This window comes from Xanthomonas sp. SHU 308 (genome assembly GCF_000364645.1).
GTDB lineage: Bacteria > Pseudomonadota > Gammaproteobacteria > Xanthomonadales > Xanthomonadaceae > Xanthomonas_A > Xanthomonas_A sontii.
Genome location: NZ_AQOK01000563.1, coordinates 1 through 15,963, shown reverse-complemented (window position 1 = coordinate 15,963; position 15,963 = coordinate 1). Strand labels below are relative to the sequence as shown.

Here is a 15,963-nt window from a genome sequence, read left to right as displayed (position 1 = left end):
TCGGCGCCGCCGCGCCTGCGCCCGCGGGCGTGCCCGCCACTGTCCCCACAGGCGCCGCAACGGCGGCAGCGGGAAGCGGTGCAAGGCCCACCAGGCGCTCAGCGGCATGCCCAGCAACCACAGCGGCCGCCAGCCCAGCCACTCGCTGTGGCCACGCGCGGCCGGCCATACCAGGACCAGGGCCAGCCCGGCCAGGATCGCCTGGCGCAGCAGGCGGCGCAGGCCCGGGTGCGGGACGTGGGTGCGCGGGGAGGACGGAACGATCGGCATGACGGCAGCTCCTGGAAGTCGAGGCGCGCAGGTTGCCGCCGCGACATCTCAGGGGCTGCGACGCACCATTGACATGGCGCACGCGCATACTTCACCGGCGTTCGCCCTTCGCCCCGGAATCTCCTATGCGCCTGCTCTCCCTGTTCGCTTCCGTGCTGCTGCTGGGCATGGCCGTCCCGTTGCCGACGGCCCGCGCCAAGGCGCCGGACCCGGAGCAGGAACCCGCGCAGCCGCCGATCGACCTGCAGCGCTTCATGGGCCGCTGGTACGTGATCGCCCACATCCCGTACTTCGCCGAGCGCGGCCACGTCGCCAGCAGCGACGAGTACACCCTCAAGGAAGACGGCAAGATCGCGGTGCGCTACGAGTACCGCAACGGCTTCGACGAGCCGGTCAAGGAGCTCAACTCGCGCGCCACGGTCAAGGAAGGCACCGGCAACCGCCGCTGGACCACCTGGTTCTTCAGAATGGTGCCCACCAAGTACCGCATCCTGGAAGTGGCGCCGGACTATTCCTGGGCGCTGATCGACTATCCGGGCCGCGACCTGGCCTGGGTGTTCGCGCGCTCGCCGAACATGAGCCACAAGCAGTACCGCGAACTGGTCGACAAGCTGGACCACCAGTACGGGGTCAACATCGACAAGCTCAAGCGCGTGGCGCAGCGCCGCGACCAGGTCGGCAAGCTCGGCTTCGAAGTGCCGAACAAGCCCTGAAGCAATTCCCGTCGCAGCCGGCTGCGACGCGGACGGCCCGATCCGCATTGCGCTGGGCCGGCGCGCGCCGCGCGCCCGTATGCCGTTCGGGCCACATCAGGCCCCTTACTGCGACCATCCAACGCCGCCACGCCGCCGCACCGGGCATGGTCTGCACCGGCACCACGATCATCCTTCGCTCAGCGAAGCACCCGGCGCGGCCCGTATGATCGGGGCGCCCTCCCCCACAGACAGGTGCACCGCTTGGCCAGCGTCCTCTCCGAACCTCTCGACGAAGCACCGCGCGGCTGCGCGAACGCGACCCAGCTGCGCGGCCAGGTGTTTGCGCAGAACTGCCCGTCCCGGGCCGTGCTCAGCCACGTCACCAGCCGCTGGGGCGTGCTGGTGCTGGTGGCGCTACGCAAGGGCACCCATCGCTTCGGCGATCTGCGCCGCAGCCTGGAAGGGGTCAGCGAGAAGATGCTGTCGCAGACCCTGCAGGCGCTGGAAGCGGACGGCCTGGTGCAGCGCACCGCCTATCCGGTGGTGCCTCCGCACGTGGAGTACGACCTGACCCCGCTCGGCGAGGAAGCCGCGGCGCATGTGCACGCGCTGGTGGACTGGATCGAGCGCAACATCGGCGTGATCCTCGGCGGCGGCGCGCCGCTGGATGCGGCGTAGGCGTCGACCTCCAGGCGGCGACACGCATTGGCGGTAAAGCCGCGGTCGCGGCTGGAGCCGCTCCCACGCGGGCTATCGCAGCGCGCGCGGCGACGCCTCAGTCGTCGCTGTAGTTGCTCAACGCCAGCGACAGCAGCGCCTTGGCCTGCTCGCGCAGCGAGCGCGGCTCGACGATCTCCGCATCGGAGCCGTAGTGCAGCACGTCCATCAGCAGTTCGCGCGAGACGCTGTAGGGCACCTTCAGTTCGTAGCGGCCATCGGCCAGGAACCGGCCCTGCTGCTTGGAATGCCAGTGCTCGTCGGCGACCCAGCGCGCGGCCTTGGGGCTGAACACGATGGTGGCCCAGCCCTTGGGCGCGCCGGAGAAGATGCCGTAGCTGGCCGCCAGCTGCGAATCCAGTTCGGCGTCGGCCACGTCCTGCGCCGGCTGGTCGAGCAGGCGCGCGTGGTTGATGCGGTCCACCGCGAAGCTGCGCACCGCGTCGCGGCCATGGTCCCAGGCGTCCAGGTACCAGTTGTCGCGATAGTGGGTGATGCGCTGCGGCGACACCGTGCGCTTGGTCGATTCGTCGGTGGAGCGGGCGCGGTAGTCGAAGGACAGGCGCTTGCGCTCCAGCACCGCCGAGGCGACGGTGCGGAAACTGGCTTCGTCGAGCTTGCGGCCGCGGTGCGGGATCACCCGCACCCGCTCCACCGGCCAATGGGTCGCCCCGGCCTGGGCGGCGAGCAGGCTTTCGATGCGCTGCTGCAGCGGCGCCAGCACCGAGGACAGCACCCCGCCGCCGGTGCGCGCCAGCAGTTGCTGCGAGGCCAGCAGCGCGTGCAGCTCCTCCGAACTCAGCCACAGCCCGGGCAACTCGAAACGGTCGCTCTCCCCGGACTCGTAGCGGAAGCCGGCCTCGCCGTCGCCCTCCACCGGCGCCATCAGCGCATCGCGCAGGAAGGCCAGATCGCGGTAGACGGTGGCGCGGGAGCAACCCAGTTCGTCCTGCAGCCGCGCCACCGTCACCGGGTAGCGTGCGGACTTGAGCAGGCGGTGCAGTGCGTTGATGCGTTCGTAGCGGTCCATGGCCCCGATTATGTCTGAGTCGACGGCGGAAAACGCCTGCCTGGCGCGGCAGCCGGCTGCGCGCCCGAACCGTCGATGAAGCCGGCGTCCGGGGCCGGCCAGGGTGTCATGTGGATCCGGTATGATGAAATCGTTTCCATTTCGTTAGCCGAAGGCTGCGTCCTCATCCCCGGAGAAGCCATGTCCCGCCGTGCCACCCTCGTATCCGCCATCGCTTTGTTGCTGCTGAGCACGTCCCCGGCCTGGGCCGCCGACGTCGCCACCTCACCGACGGCCACGGACCCGGCCAGTTCGCCGTGGAGCGGATCGGGCGAACTGGGCTTCGCCTCCTCGCACGGCAACAGCACCAACGAAAGCCTCAACGGCCGGCTCAAGGGCCAGTACGTGGACGGCGACTGGATCCACAGCCTGGACCTGCTCGCCCTGCACGCCAGCGCCGAGTACACCGACACCAATCCGGACGGCACCACCTCGCGCAAGCGCCAGACCACCTCCAACCGCTACACCGGCAGCGCCGGCAGCGCGCTGCAGCTCGGCGAGCACCGCCAGCTGACCGCCTCGCTGCGCTACGAGCGCGACGACTTCGCCACCTACGACCGCCTGGCCACGATCGGCATCGGCTACGGCACCCGGATCATGGACGGCGACCGCCGCAGCATCGACGTACAGATCGGTCCCGGCGTGCGCCGCGCCCACGACGTGGTCGAGGACCGCACCGAAACCGGCCTGATCGGCCGCGGCCTGGTCGACTTCAAGTACGGCCTGACCAGCAACACCGAACTGGGCAACACCCTGCTGGTCGAATCCGGCGCGTACAACACCTTCGCGCAGAACGACCTGGGCATCTCGGTGAGCATGAACGAGCGCCTGGCGCTGAAGGCCGGCTGGCAGGCGCGCTACAACAGCGACGTCAGCGACGACAAGAAGAAGACCGATACCTTGACCACGATGAATCTGGTCTACAAGTTCAAGTGAGCCGGGATTGGGGAGTGGGGATTCGGGATTGGCGCACGGCAGCGCGTCGCCTCGCGACGCCGCAGGGCTGACCCGTTGATTCGCTTCTCGCAGGAACCGCTGCAGCCGCGCCCCGCCAGCACGGCACGCAATGGCGTTGGCGCGCAGGGACCAATGCACCTCACCTGCAGGAGCGGCGTCAGCCGCGACAGGCTTTCCCGGTAACGCCTATCGCGGCTGCAGCCGCTCCCCCACGCGCGCAACCGGCATTGCCGGGATCTGCACTGTGGGAGAGACTTCAGTCCCGACGACGGAGGGTGTCAGTCCGCTTTCGGCTTCGCTTGTCGCGGCTGCATGACAGGTGACCCCCACCGTCGCTGGCGCGGACTGCGCACGCTCTCAGACCGGCAGGTCGACATCCAGCAGTTCGCGCGCGCCGGCACCCAGCAGGGCCTCGGCCACGGCCTGGCCCAGTGCCTGCGGATCCTGCGCACTGCGCTGCAGGTCGGCGCGCACCAGGCGCCCGTCGGCGACGCCGCCGACCAGGCCCTGCAACAGCAGGTCCTCGCCGCGCCATTGCGCGAAGGCCGCCACCGGCACGTGGCAGCTGCCGTGCAGGGCGCGGTTCATCGCCCGCTCGGCCTCCACGCAGGTGCGGGTCGGGGCGTCGTCCAGCGCGGCGAACAATGCCAGCGCGGCACTGGCGTCCTCGCGGCATTCCACTGCGATGGCGCCCTGCGCCGGGGCCGGCAGCCAGTCCGGCGCCTGCAGGCGCTGGGTGATGCGCCCCTCCAGGCCCAACCGCTGAAGGCCGGCGCAGGCCAGCACGATGCCGTCGTAGCCGCCGTTGTCGAGCTTGGCCAGGCGCGTGTTGACGTTGCCGCGCAGGTCCAGCAGCTCCAGGTCCGGGCGCCGCGCGCGCAGTTGCGCCTGCCGCCGCAGCGAGGAGGTGCCGACGCGCGCGCCGAGCGGCAGCGCGTCCAGCGAGGCGTAGAGGTTGGAGATCAGCGCATCGGCCGGATCGGCGCGCGGCAGGATCGCCGGCAGCACGAACGGCGGATCCAGCTCCATCGGCACGTCCTTGAGCGAATGCACCGCGCAATCGGCCTCGCCGCGCAGCATCGCCAGCTCCAGTTCCTTCAGGAACAGGCCCTTGCCGCCGATCGCCGCCAGCGAGCGGTCCAGGACTTCGTCGCCGCGGGTGCTCATCGGCACCAGCACCACGTCCAGATGCGGGTGCGCGCGGCGCAGGCAGGCGGCGACATGCTCGCTCTGCCACAGGGCGAGCGGACTCTTGCGGGTAGCGATGCGCAGGATCTTCATGCGCGCATTATCGCGGAAAGCCGGCGTCCGCCGCTGCACGCGGGCGGCGTCAGCGCTGGTGGATCTCCTTGCGCAGCTGCGCCACGCAGCGCCGGCTGACCTCCAGCGGCTGCTTGCCATGGCGCAGCACCGCCTGCACCTGGCTCTCGCCGAGCCGGCGCAGCTCCACCAGTTCGTGGCGCGCGACCAGGCAGTTGCGGTGGATGCGCACGAAGCGCTCGGCGAACTCCTCCTCCAGCGCACGCAGCGATTCCTCGATCAGGTCCTCGCCGCGCGCGTGGTGCACGACCACGTACTTTTCCTCGGCCTGCAGGTAGTGGATGTCGTCGACCGGGATCAGCCGCAGGCTGCCGCGCAGGCGCGCGCACAGGTGGGTGCGGCGCTGCGGGGCCGGCGCCGCGGCGTCGCCGTTGCCGCGTCCGGCCATGAAGGTACGGGCGCGCTGCAGGGCCGCGGCCAGGCGCTCGGCGCGCACCGGCTTCATCAGGTAGTCGATCGCCGCCGCCTCGAACGCGGACAGCGCATGCGCGTCGTAGGCGGTACAGAACACCACGGCCGGGCGCGGTTCGAAGGTGGCCAGGTGGCGTGCGGCCTCCAGGCCGTCGAGACCGGGCATGGCGATGTCCAGCAGCACCAGGTCCGGCTGCGCCGCGGCGCAGGCGTGCAGCGCGTCCATGCCGTTGTCGGCTTCGGCCACCACTTCCACGCCGGCATGCGCGGCCAGCAGCGTGCGCAGGCGTTCGCGCGCCAGGGGTTCGTCGTCGGCGATCAGCACCTTCACCCAGACCTCCCTCACTCGACTGGCGTGCGCTGCGGCCGATACTAGCCCTGGTTCTGCACGCCCGCCATCGGCATCGCACCATGCCGCCACGCGGCCGCTGCAATCAGCTGCCGGCGAGGCAGGCGTCCATCCAGTCGCCCAGGTCGGCGATTTCCTCGGCGCAGACCTGGTGCGCCATCGGATAGCGTCGCCACTGCACCGGCATGCCCAGCGCCTGCAGGGTCTGCGCGGTACGCTCGGCGTAGGTCTGCGGGATCACCGAGTCGCCCTGGCCGTGGGCCATGAACAGCGGTTGCCGCAGGGCCGCCGGGACGTGCCAGTTGGCGACGCTCTCCAGTTCGGGCAGGTAGGTGGACAGCCCGATCAGGCCGGCCAGCGGCCGCTCGCGGCGCAGGCCGGCGGCCAGGGTGATCGCGCCGCCCTGGGAAAAGCCGGCCAGCAGCAGGCGCTCGGCCGGCACGCCGCGCGCGTCCTCGCGCGCGATCAGTTCCTCGACCTGCGCCACCGATTCGGCGACGCCGGCACTGTCGGCGCGGTTGGAGAAGTCCATGCTGACGATGTCGTACCAGGCGCGCATGCGCACGCCGTTGTTGACCGTCACCGGCCGCACCGGCGCGTGCGGGAACACGAAGCGCAGCGCCGGCCAGTGCGGCCGCACCAGTTCCGGCACCAGCGGCGCGAAGTCGTTGCCGTCGGCGCCCAGGCCGTGCAGCCACAGGACGGTCCAGCGCGGCGCGGCGCCGGTCTCGTGTTCCACTGTCTCCAGCATGTCGGTTCCCGATGAATGAGGCCGGATAGTATGCCGGCCTCAGCCCTGGGCCTGCGCCTCGGCCTCGGCCCGGCGTGCGGCGGCCTCGCGGCGCAGTTCGGCGGCGCGCAGCAGCACTGCCGGCGGCTGCGACTCCTCGGGAATGGCGAGGATGCGCAGCTTGCGCAGCCACAGACCGGCGGCGCGCGAGGAACTGATCGCCACCACCGGCACCGCCAGCGCCATGCCGATCACCACCGGCGCCATCCATGCCGCCAGCGACGGCGACACGGCATAGGCCATGCCGCCCATCAGCAGGCCGAACGCACTCAGTCCGCCGTAGCTGCGCAACAGCGCCGACCACGAAATGCGGCCATCGTCGCGCTGCTGCGCGTCCCAGCCCGAGTCCTTGCCGGCCAGCACCTCGGCCACGCCGCGCGACTGCACGTACATCACCACCGGCGCCATCAGCGCGGCCAGCAGGGTTTCCAGCAGCATGCTGGCGAAGGCGCGCAGCCCGCCGCCGCAGCCGCGGCGTTCGCCGGGCTTGAGCAGCATCGCGAAGTAGCCCATCACCTTGGGCGCCAGCAGCACGAACATGGTCACCGCGAATACCCAGGCCACCCGCGTGGAGTCCTGCTGGTGCCAGTAGCGCGCCGGCGAGAACGGCGAGATCACCGAGGCGACCAGGTCGAAACCGCCGTTCTGCAGCGGAATGGCGATGCCGATCAGCATCAGCATGCCCCACATCGGTGCGGTGAAGTAATGGCCGATGCCGATCAGCATGTGCATGCGGCTGACCCAGTGCAGGCCGCGCGCGCGCACCACCTTGGAGTGCTGCAGGTTGCCCTGGCACCAGCGGCGGTCGCGCACCAGCAGGTCGGTCAGCGTCGGGGGGCCTTCCTCGTAGCTGCCCTGCAGGTACGGCACCATGTGCATGGCCCAGCCGCCACGCCGCATCAGTGCCGCTTCGACGAAGTCGTGGCTGAGCACGTGGCCGCAGAACGGCTTGCGCCCGGGCAGCGACGGCAGGCCCGCCTGCGCGGCGAAGGCCTCGGTGCGGATCATCGCGTTGTGGCCCCAGTAGTTGCTTTCCGCCCCGTGCCACCAGGCCACGCCGAAGGCGATCACCGGGCCGTAGACGCGGCCGCCGAACTGCTGCATGCGCGCGAACAGGGTGTTGCCGTTGACCACTTCCGGCAGGGTCTGGATCAGGCCGACGTCGGGGTTGGCCTCCATGCCGGCAGCCAGGCGCACGATGCTGTCGCCGGTCATCAGGCTGTCGGCGTCCAGGATCAGCATCTGCGGATAGGCGCCGCCGAAACGACGCACCCAGTCGGCGATGTTGCCGGCCTTGCGCCCGGCATTGCTGGCACGGCGCCGGTAGAACAGGCGGCCTTGGCCGCCGACGCGCTCCACCAGCTCGGCGTACACCTTCTCTTCTTCAGCGCCGATGGCCGGGCGCGTGGTGTCGCTGAGGATGAAGAAATCGAAGCGCTCGATCTGGCCGGTGGCCGCCACCGATTCGTAGATCGCCTGCAGGCCGGCCATCAGCCGGTGCGGATCCTCGTTGTAGGTGGGCATCAGCAGCGCGGTGCGGTTGCGCACCTGCGGCAGCGGCGCGTCCGGATCGATGCCGAGCTTGCGACCCTTGCCGAACACCAGAGTGAAGAAGCCGGCCAGCGCGCTCACGAACGACAGCGCGATCCAGGCGAACAACGGGATGAACAGCACCATCAGACAGGCTTCGAGCACGCTCACGCCGCCGATCACCAAGACCTTGCCGATCAGCCAACTGGCGTAGGCGGTCATCGCCGCGGTGGTGCCGAACACGTAGAAGCGCCGCCAGCCGATCCCGACCGGGGTGCTGGGCAGGCGCGTGTTGCGCAGTTTGCCTTCCTGCAGCGACTGCAGCGGCATGGCCAGCGGCGCCTCGGGCGGCAGGACCGCGTGGCCGGCATCCAGGGGAGCATCGACGTGCACGGCCGGTGTGGGGGCGACCGTGCTCATGCGATCCGCCGACCGCGTCCGGCGCCGCAGCGCCATCGGGAAGTGCCGCGGGCGGACGGCACGGCGGATGCCGCCGCGGCCACGCGCGCCTGGTTGTGTTCGCCAGTTGGTACCACGTGCTCTCCTGTCGACGGGCAAGGACGCCAGTCAATGTAAACCCTAAATAGTAAGCTTTCGCGAAGGTGGCCAGCGGCGCCGCCGAGGTGGCGCTGGCCGATCCGTTCAGCCATGCCGCCGTCACCTGCGCTCAGCCGCGTTTCACCCGTCGCGCCGACCATGAAGCCAGTCCGGCAATGGAGGATCGACGCATGCGCCAGCCCGCCCGGCGACGCACAGGCACCCAGCGGCAACGCGACCATCCGGCACCACCCGCGACGCCGCACGGAGCGCCGGCGCTGCTGATCGTGGACATGATCAGCCGTTTCGACTTCCCGGACGGCGCACGGCTGGCGGAGGCCGCACTCCCGGTGGCCGCGCGCATCGCCCAGCTCCGCGCGCGCTTCCATCGCCGCGGCTGGCCGGTGCTGTTCGCCAACGACAACTTCGCCGACTGGCGCACCGATTTCGAAGGCCTGTGGACGCTGTGCGCTGACCCGAAGCAGCGCGGCGCACGCATTGCCGCCTGCCTGGCGCCGCGCCCGCAGGACGACTACGTGCTCAAGCCCAAGCACTCGGCCTTCCTCGGTTCGGCTCTGGCCCTGCTGCTGGCGCGGCTGCAGACCACCCGCCTGCTGGTCACCGGCATCGCCACCGACGCCTGCGTGCTGGCGACCGCGATCGATGCGCGCATGCGCGATTTCCAGGTGCAGGTGCCGCCCTCGTGCTGCGCGGCGCTGGATGCCGAGCGCCAGCAACGGGCGCTGCAGGTGCTGCGCGAGGCCTTCGCGGTGCGCATCAGCGACCGGCTGCCGGCGCGCGCAGGCGGATGAGCGGGGTTACTCCGCCGTCGGCACCGACATCGGGTCGGCGCCCTCGCCCTCGTCGCCGAGCGGCCGCGCCACGAACGGGAACGCCAGGGTGATGGTGGTGCCGCGTCCCAGTTCCGATTCCACGTCGACGAAGCCGCCAGCCTGGCGGACCAGACCGTAGACCTGGGCCAGCCCCAGCCCGGTGCCCTTGCCCTCGGGCTTGGTGGTGAAGTACGCCTCGAACAGGCGCGACTTGACCGCATCGGACATGCCCTCGCCCTGGTCGCTGACCGCCAGGGTCACGTAGCGGCCGGGCTGGCGCATCGCCGCCGCGCGCGACGGCGGCACCTCCAGCGCGCCGCAGCGGATCGTCACCGCATCGCCGGGGCGACTGGCGTCGCGCGCGTTCAGGGCCAGGTTCATGACCGCCTGCTCGACCGCGTTGCGGTCGGCATAGGTCGTCGCCACCTCGGCGCATGCAAGCAATTGCAGGCGCATCTCGCCGCCCAGCGCCTGCGCCAACAACGGCTGCATCTGCGTCACCAGCGCGTTCAGGTCCAGCCAGATCGGCTTGACCGGGTGCGCGCGGGCGAAGCCGAGCAGGCGCCGGGTCATGCCCGCGCCGTGCTGCAAGGCCTCGTTGGCGATGGCGAGCAGCCGTTGCTGGTCCGGCTGCAGGCGCTGCGGATGGTCGGCGACCATGCTCACCGAGGTGATCGCGGTATGCAGCATGTTGTTGAAGTCGTGGACCACGCCGGCAAGCATCTGCCCCACCGCCTCGCCCTTCTGCGCCTGGGTCATCGCGCGCTCGGCCACGCGCTGCGCGGCCAGGGCGATGTCCAGTTGCCCGCGCAACTGCGACTGCTCGGTCTGCCAGCGATGGCCCAGCGCAGCGGCATCGTCGGCGTCCATCGTGTCGCCCCGGCCCTCGATCGGGGCGAGGTGACCCAGCGCGCGCAGAGCCTGTTCGACCTGGTGCTGCTGGGTGACGTCGCGGCTGATCACCAGCACGCTTTCCACCCGCGCCGAGGCGTTGGCCAGCGGACTGACCATCACGTGCCACCAGCGCCGCCGTCCATCCAGCGACGGGCGCTCCGCCCAGAATTCACGCTGCTCGTTGCCCAATGCCGCAGCAAAGGCGCCCTGGGTCAGCGAGCGCATGTCCTCGGGCCACAGCTCGACCCAGTTGTGGCCGACGACGTCGGCGGGGTCGGACACGCCGAGCAGGGCCAACCCGTGGGGATTGATCAAGCGCACGACGCCGTCGCGGCCGACTTCCTTGATGCAGTCGTGGGAGAGCTCGACGATCTGCCGATAGTGGGCGTGCGTGGTCAAGCTGCGTCTCGCAGTAAGTAAGGTCGAGAATATCGGGATTTGCGGGACGTCACCAGCGCTTCACCGACGAATCGTGAAGCTGCAGTGGATTATTTATTAAAGCGATCCCTGCATTATGCGCGTCACCTCCGCCTCCACCACCATTCTTCTGGTGGAGGACGACCAGACGATCCGGGAGTTGGCCGCCGCCATGCTGGCCGCCGACGGCTACCGGGTCCTGTCGGCGGCGACCGCCCAGGAAGCACTGGCGGTGCTGGAACGGCATCCGGACGTGGCGTTGATCTTCAGCGACGTGCAGATGCCGCGCTGCGACGGCTTGAGCATGGTCCGCCAGTTGCGCCGCCGCGGCATCGTCACCCCGGCCCTGCTGACCTCCCGCATGCACGCACCGGAACCAGGGATGCTGCCGGAGCACACCGGCTTTCTGCCGAAACCTTACCGCCGCACCGATCTGCTGGCGGCCCTGGATCGTCTGCAGACCGGAGCCTGAGCGGGGCGCCACCCCACGCCGCTTCTCCGCGGCAATCGCACCCGGCAGATGGCCGGCCAGCGAACTCAGGCGAAGACCAGCTTTCCGTACCGTGCCGAACGGATCGCGGCCAGGCGCTCGGCGACGAAATAGGCCCCAGCGTTGGCATCGCGGAAATACACGCCGTCGAACGCATGCCGGCCGAGCACCGCCCCATCGTGGCCACTGATGCAGATCTGCGGCTCGAGCACGCCATCCGGGCACGCACGCAGCAGCCCGTCGAGGACGAAGCCGTCCAGCTCGCGGCGCATCTGCGGTTTCAAGACTGTCATGAGCACACTGCACCATAGACCGCATGAAGCTCGCACAACGGAGGTGGCGACCACGGTCGCACAGGGAGCGCGGCACGTGTCCGGCAACGGAAGCTAAACAATTCATTCGCACGTGCAACGCGATCCATGCTTGCGGCGTCTGACGTTCGGCAAATCCACTATGCGCCGCACTCTCCATTTCGCCGTAGACAAGCGCGCGCTTCACGCCTCTTTTATCGCGCCATTTGTACTTTGCTCGTGCATTATCGCACTGCAACATCGCCGTTCCGTTTCGACGCTGCCGTGCCTCTTTCTTCGTTTCGCGTCGCGCGCCCGCCAGGACGCGCGTCGGCAGTCGCTTTCCGATTTTCGTGTGCCCCGTCCTCCCCCTTCCCAGACGGAACCGCCATGTCGCCCCCCACCCCCGCCGACCTGACCGACAGACAACGCGATACCCATCCGGTGCTGCATGCGCCGCGCCGCCGCTACCGCGATGCGCGCGGCCGCTTCGTCCGCAATGCCGAGGTGACCGTCAAGCTGCACCCGGCGCCGCGCCGGACCAGCCTGTTCGTGACCTCCGAGATGGCCGACTTCATCAAGGCCGGCGGCCTGGGCGACGTGGCCGCGGCCTTGCCGCGCGCGCTGCGCGGCAGCTGCGACATCCGCGTGCTGATCCCGGGCTACCCGGCGGTGCTGCGCACGACCGGGCCGCTGGAGATCGTCGGCCGCATCGCCGCACATGCCGGGCTGCCGGATTGCGCGCTGGGCCGGGCCGAGCGTCCGGATGGTCTGTGCGTCTACGTGCTGCTGTGCCCGCAGCTGTTCGAGCGACAGGGTTCGCCGTACGTGTGCAGCGAAGGCCGCGACTGGGAAGACAACGCGCTGCGCTTCGCCACCCTGTCCCACGCTGCCGCGCAGATCGCCGGCGGTCAGGCCGGGCTGGACTGGACGCCGGAGCTGCTGCACCTCAACGACTGGCCGTGTGCACTGGCCGCGGCCTACGTGCGCTGGTCCGGCGGCCGCACGCCGTGCCTGCTGACCATCCACAACCTCGCCTACCAGGGGCTATTCCCGTATGCGATGGCCGGCGCCCTGGGCATCCCCGCAGAGGGCCTGCAGGACCTGGAGTTCTACGGGCAGATGTCGTTCCTGCGTGCCGGCATCGTCCACGCCGACCATGTGAACACGGTCAGCGTCAGCTACGCGGCGCAGATCACCGGCCCGGCGCAGGGCTGCGGCCTGGACGCGCTGCTGGCACGGCGCGCTGCCAGCGGCCGCCTCAGCGGGATCGTCAACGGCATCGACGCCAGTTGGGACCCGCGCACCGACACGCACCTGCCGGCGCACTTCGGCGTCGGCCAGATCCAGGGCAAGCGCGAGAACGCGGCGCAGGTGCGCCAGGCGTTCGGCCTGCTCGACAGCGACGGTCCGCTGTTCGCGGTGGTCTCGCGGCTGGTGCACCAGAAGGGCCTGGACCTGATCTGCGAGGTGGCGCCGCAGATCGTCGCCGCCGGCGGCCAGATCGTGATCATCGGCGGCGGCGAGCCGCAGATCGAGCAGGCGGTGGCGGCGTTGGCGCGGCGTTACCCCGGCCATGTCGGCGCGCACATCGGCTTCGAAGAGCCGCTGGCGCGGCGCATGTTCGCCGGCTCCGACTTCCTGCTGATGCCCTCGCGCTTCGAGCCCTGCGGGTTGAGCCAGATGTACGCGCAGCGCTTCGGCAGCCTGCCGATCGCCCACGCCACCGGCGGCCTGATCGACACGGTGGACGACGGCGTCACCGGCTTCCTGTTCGAGGAAGCCTCGGCCGACGGCCTGCGCCGCTGCCTGCAACGGGTGTTCCGCACCTTCCGCTTGCCGGGTCTGCTGCAGGCGATGCGTCGCGCGGCGATGCTGCGGCCCAGCGGCTGGGAGCTGGCCGGGCGCAAGTACATGGCGCTGTACGAGCGCACCGCCGCCACGACCGCCGGCACCATCCCGGCCGCGGCCAGCGCCACGGTGTCGGCCACCGCGAGTGCCATGGCCGCCGCATGAGCGATCGGGAACACGCCGTGGACCCGGCCGCCGGCGGGGACCCGGCGGCGGACACGGAGGACGACGGCGACGGCCTTGCCTTGCAGGCACTGGCACGCGGCGAGGCGATCGATGCGTTCGCCTGGCTTGGCCCGCATCCACAGGCCGACGGCACGGTGCGGGTGCGCGTGCTAGCGCCCGGCGCCGAGGCGCTGGGCTTGCTCGATGCGCAGGGCAAGCTGATCGCGCGGATGCGTACCCACCCGCAGGCCGATGGCCTGTTCGAGGGCGAGCTGAAGCAGCCCACGCCCTACCGGCTGCGCATCGTGTGGCCGGACGCGGTGCAGGAATGCGACGATCCCTATGCCTTCGAGCCGATGCTCGATCCGGCCTGGCTGCAGGATCTGGCCGCCGGCGACGGCGCCGCCCTGCGTACCGCGCTCGGCGCGCATCACGCCCGCGTCGGCGAGGTGGAGGGCGTGCGCTTCGCGGTGTGGGCGCCTCAGGCCAGGCGGGTGGCGCTGGTCGGCGACTTCAATGGCTGGGACGCGCGCCGGCATCCGCTGCGCCTGCATCCGGAGGCCGGGGTCTGGGAACTGTTCGTGCCCGGGCTGCACGGCGGCGAACACTATCAATACGAATTGCAGGCCGCCGACGGCAGCGTGCTGCCGCGCAAGGCCGATCCGGTGGCGCGCTGCAGCGCCCTGGCGCCGTCCACCGCCTCGGTGGTGCCGTACGCCGACAGCCACGCCTGGGGCGATGCGGCCTGGCTGGCGCAGCGCGAGGCCCAGGCCGGCAGCGCGCAGCCGCTGAGCGTCTACGAGCTGCATGCCGGCTCCTGGCGCCACGACGGCAACGGCCAGCCGCTGCACTGGGATGCGCTGGCCGCCGAACTGATCCCTTACGTGCGCGGGCTCGGCTTCACTCATATCGAGCTGCTGCCGATCGCCGAGTACCCGTTCGGCGGCTCCTGGGGCTACCAACCGCTGGGCCTGTACGCCCCCACCGCGCGCCATGGCGACGCCGACGGCTTCGCGCGCTTCGTCGATGCCTGTCACCAGGCCGGCATCGGCGTGTTGCTGGACTGGGTCGGCGCGCACTTCCCCGACGATGCGCACGGCCTGCAGCGCTTCGACGGCAGCGCCCTGTACGAACACGCCGACCCGCGCGAAGGCGTGCACCGCGAGTGGAATACGCTGGTCTACAACTACGGCCGCCCGGAAGTGGTGGCCTACCTGATCGGCAGCGCGCTGGAGTGGATCGAGCGCTTCCACGTCGACGGCCTGCGCGTGGATGCGGTGGCGGCGATGCTGTACCGCGACTACGGCCGCAACGCCGGCGAATGGATCCCCAACGCCCACGGTGGCCGCGAGAATCTGGAGGCGATCGCCTTCCTGCGCCGGCTCAACGACGAGATCGCGCAGCGCTTCCCGGGCGTGCGCACCATCGCCGAGGAATCCACCGCGTGGCCGGGCGCCACAGCGCCCACGCAGCAGGGCGGGCTGGGCTTCAGCCACAAGTGGAACATGGGCTGGGCGCACGACACCCTGCGCTACCTGCAGCGCGATCCGCTGCACCGGCAGCACCACCACAGCGAGATGAGCTTCGGCCTGGTGTATGCGTTCTCCGAGCATTTCGTGCTGCCGCTGTCGCACGACGAGGTGGCGCACGGCAAGGGCTCGCTGCTGGCGCGCATGCCCGGCGACGCCTGGCAGCGCTTCGCCAACCTGCGCGCCTACCTGGCCTTCATGTGGGCGCATCCCGGACGCAAATTGCTGTTCATGGGCTGCGAGTTCGGGCAGTGGCAGGACTGGGACCACGACCGGCCGCTGGACTGGGTGCAGGCGCAGCAGCCCGAGCACCGCGGCGTCGCGCGCCTGGTCGCCGACCTCAACCGGCAATTGCGTGCGTTGCCGGCGCTGTACCGCAGCGACCGCAGCAGCGACGGCTTCGAGTGGAGCATCGCCGACGATCACCACAACAGCGTGTTCGCCTTCGTCCGCCACGATCGCGATGACGATACGCCGCCGCTGCTGGCGGTGAGCAACTTCACGCCGACCGTCCACCACGATTACCGCGTGGGGGTGCCGCGTGGCGGACGCTGGCGCGAGATTCTCAACAGCGACAGCGGCTATTACGGCGGTTCCAACCAGGGCAACGGCGGTGTGCTGTCGACCCTGCCGCAGCCGATGCACGGGCATGCGCAATCGCTGGCGCTGACCCTGCCGCCGCTGTCCACCCTTTGGCTGCAACCGGACCTTTGACCATGGCCACGACCGCTGCATCGATCGACTCCCCTGCCGCCCCGCGCGCGGCGCTGCGCCCGGGCGCCTGGCCGGGCGCCAACGGCGAGGTCGCCTTCGCGCTGTGGGCGCCGGATGCCAAGCGCGTGGAGCTGG

General features: G+C 70.5%; 15 protein-coding genes. 7 read left to right on the top strand and 8 right to left on the bottom strand.

Annotation, left to right across the window (positions count from 1 at the left end):
• The coding region (locus D588_RS0116600; protein ID WP_017916776.1) for a hypothetical protein at positions 1-270 on the bottom strand (270 nt) is incomplete at its 3' end.
• Between the two features lie 167 nt (positions 271-437).
• On the opposite strand from D588_RS0116600, the gene D588_RS0116595 reads away from it, so the two are divergent.
• Together D588_RS0116595 and D588_RS0116590 are read left to right on the top strand one after the other, a co-directional pair.
• Positions 438-983, top strand: a complete 546-nt coding sequence (locus tag D588_RS0116595; RefSeq protein WP_223875579.1) for a lipocalin family protein — start codon at positions 438-440, stop codon at positions 981-983.
• A 243-nt stretch (positions 984-1,226) separates the two neighbouring features.
• The gene (locus tag D588_RS0116590) at positions 1,227-1,643 is read left to right on the top strand and encodes a helix-turn-helix domain-containing protein (protein ID WP_017916775.1); all 417 of its coding nucleotides are present in this window, start codon (positions 1,227-1,229) and stop codon (positions 1,641-1,643) included.
• Between the two features lie 97 nt (positions 1,644-1,740).
• Here D588_RS0116590 and D588_RS0116585 read toward each other — a convergent pair whose 3' ends face one another.
• Positions 1,741-2,712 carry a YafY family protein gene (locus D588_RS0116585; protein ID WP_010341069.1) on the bottom strand — a complete coding sequence of 324 codons (972 nt, stop codon included), beginning with the start codon at positions 2,710-2,712 and terminating at the stop codon, positions 1,741-1,743.
• A 180-nt stretch (positions 2,713-2,892) separates the two neighbouring features.
• Here D588_RS0116585 and D588_RS0116580 point away from each other — a divergent pair, with 180 nt between their 5' ends.
• The gene (locus D588_RS0116580; protein ID WP_017907670.1) at positions 2,893-3,687 is read left to right on the top strand and encodes a DUF481 domain-containing protein; all 795 of its coding nucleotides are present in this window, start codon (positions 2,893-2,895) and stop codon (positions 3,685-3,687) included.
• 378 nt (positions 3,688-4,065) lie between these two features.
• Here D588_RS0116580 and hemC read toward each other — a convergent pair whose 3' ends face one another.
• The 4 genes from hemC to mdoH form a co-directional block, all read right to left on the bottom strand.
• Positions 4,066-4,989 carry a hydroxymethylbilane synthase gene (gene hemC, locus D588_RS0116575; protein ID WP_017916774.1) on the bottom strand — a complete coding sequence of 308 codons (924 nt, stop codon included), beginning with the start codon at positions 4,987-4,989 and terminating at the stop codon, positions 4,066-4,068.
• A gap of 49 nt (positions 4,990-5,038) precedes the next feature.
• On the bottom strand, positions 5,039-5,770 hold the full coding sequence (locus tag D588_RS0116570; protein ID WP_017916773.1) for a LytTR family DNA-binding domain-containing protein: 732 nt from the start codon (positions 5,768-5,770) through the stop codon (positions 5,039-5,041).
• A 103-nt stretch (positions 5,771-5,873) separates the two neighbouring features.
• On the bottom strand, positions 5,874-6,539 hold the full coding sequence (locus tag D588_RS0116565; protein WP_017916772.1) for an alpha/beta hydrolase: 666 nt from the start codon (positions 6,537-6,539) through the stop codon (positions 5,874-5,876).
• 39 nt (positions 6,540-6,578) lie between these two features.
• A complete protein-coding gene (gene mdoH, locus D588_RS0116560) occupies positions 6,579-8,528 on the bottom strand; it encodes a glucans biosynthesis glucosyltransferase MdoH (protein WP_043085478.1) in 1,950 nt (649 codons plus the stop codon).
• A gap of 308 nt (positions 8,529-8,836) precedes the next feature.
• Between mdoH and D588_RS0116555 the strand changes: the two genes are divergently transcribed.
• Positions 8,837-9,457, top strand: a complete 621-nt coding sequence (locus D588_RS0116555) for an isochorismatase family cysteine hydrolase (protein ID WP_232764319.1) — start codon at positions 8,837-8,839, stop codon at positions 9,455-9,457.
• Positions 9,458-9,463: 6 nt separating this feature from the next.
• Here the strand turns inward: D588_RS0116555 and D588_RS0116550 are convergent, their stop codons facing one another.
• Positions 9,464-10,771, bottom strand: coding sequence for an ATP-binding protein (locus D588_RS0116550; RefSeq protein ID WP_017916769.1), 1,308 nt, complete (start codon positions 10,769-10,771; stop codon positions 9,464-9,466).
• A gap of 115 nt (positions 10,772-10,886) precedes the next feature.
• On the opposite strand from D588_RS0116550, the gene D588_RS0116545 reads away from it, so the two are divergent.
• The gene (locus tag D588_RS0116545) at positions 10,887-11,261 is read left to right on the top strand and encodes a response regulator (RefSeq protein ID WP_017916768.1); all 375 of its coding nucleotides are present in this window, start codon (positions 10,887-10,889) and stop codon (positions 11,259-11,261) included.
• Positions 11,262-11,326: 65 nt separating this feature from the next.
• On the opposite strand, the gene D588_RS0116540 is transcribed toward D588_RS0116545, so the two are convergent.
• Entirely contained in the window at positions 11,327-11,551 is a 225-nt protein-coding gene (locus D588_RS0116540) for a hypothetical protein (protein WP_198526560.1), read from the bottom strand.
• 408 nt (positions 11,552-11,959) lie between these two features.
• On the opposite strand from D588_RS0116540, the gene glgA reads away from it, so the two are divergent.
• A complete protein-coding gene (glgA, locus tag D588_RS0116535; protein ID WP_017916767.1) occupies positions 11,960-13,585 on the top strand; it encodes a glycogen synthase GlgA in 1,626 nt (541 codons plus the stop codon).
• Between the two features lie 17 nt (positions 13,586-13,602).
• A complete protein-coding gene (locus D588_RS0116530; protein WP_345775588.1) occupies positions 13,603-15,828 on the top strand; it encodes a 1,4-alpha-glucan branching enzyme in 2,226 nt (741 codons plus the stop codon).
• The last annotated feature ends 135 nt before the right edge of the window (positions 15,829-15,963 follow it).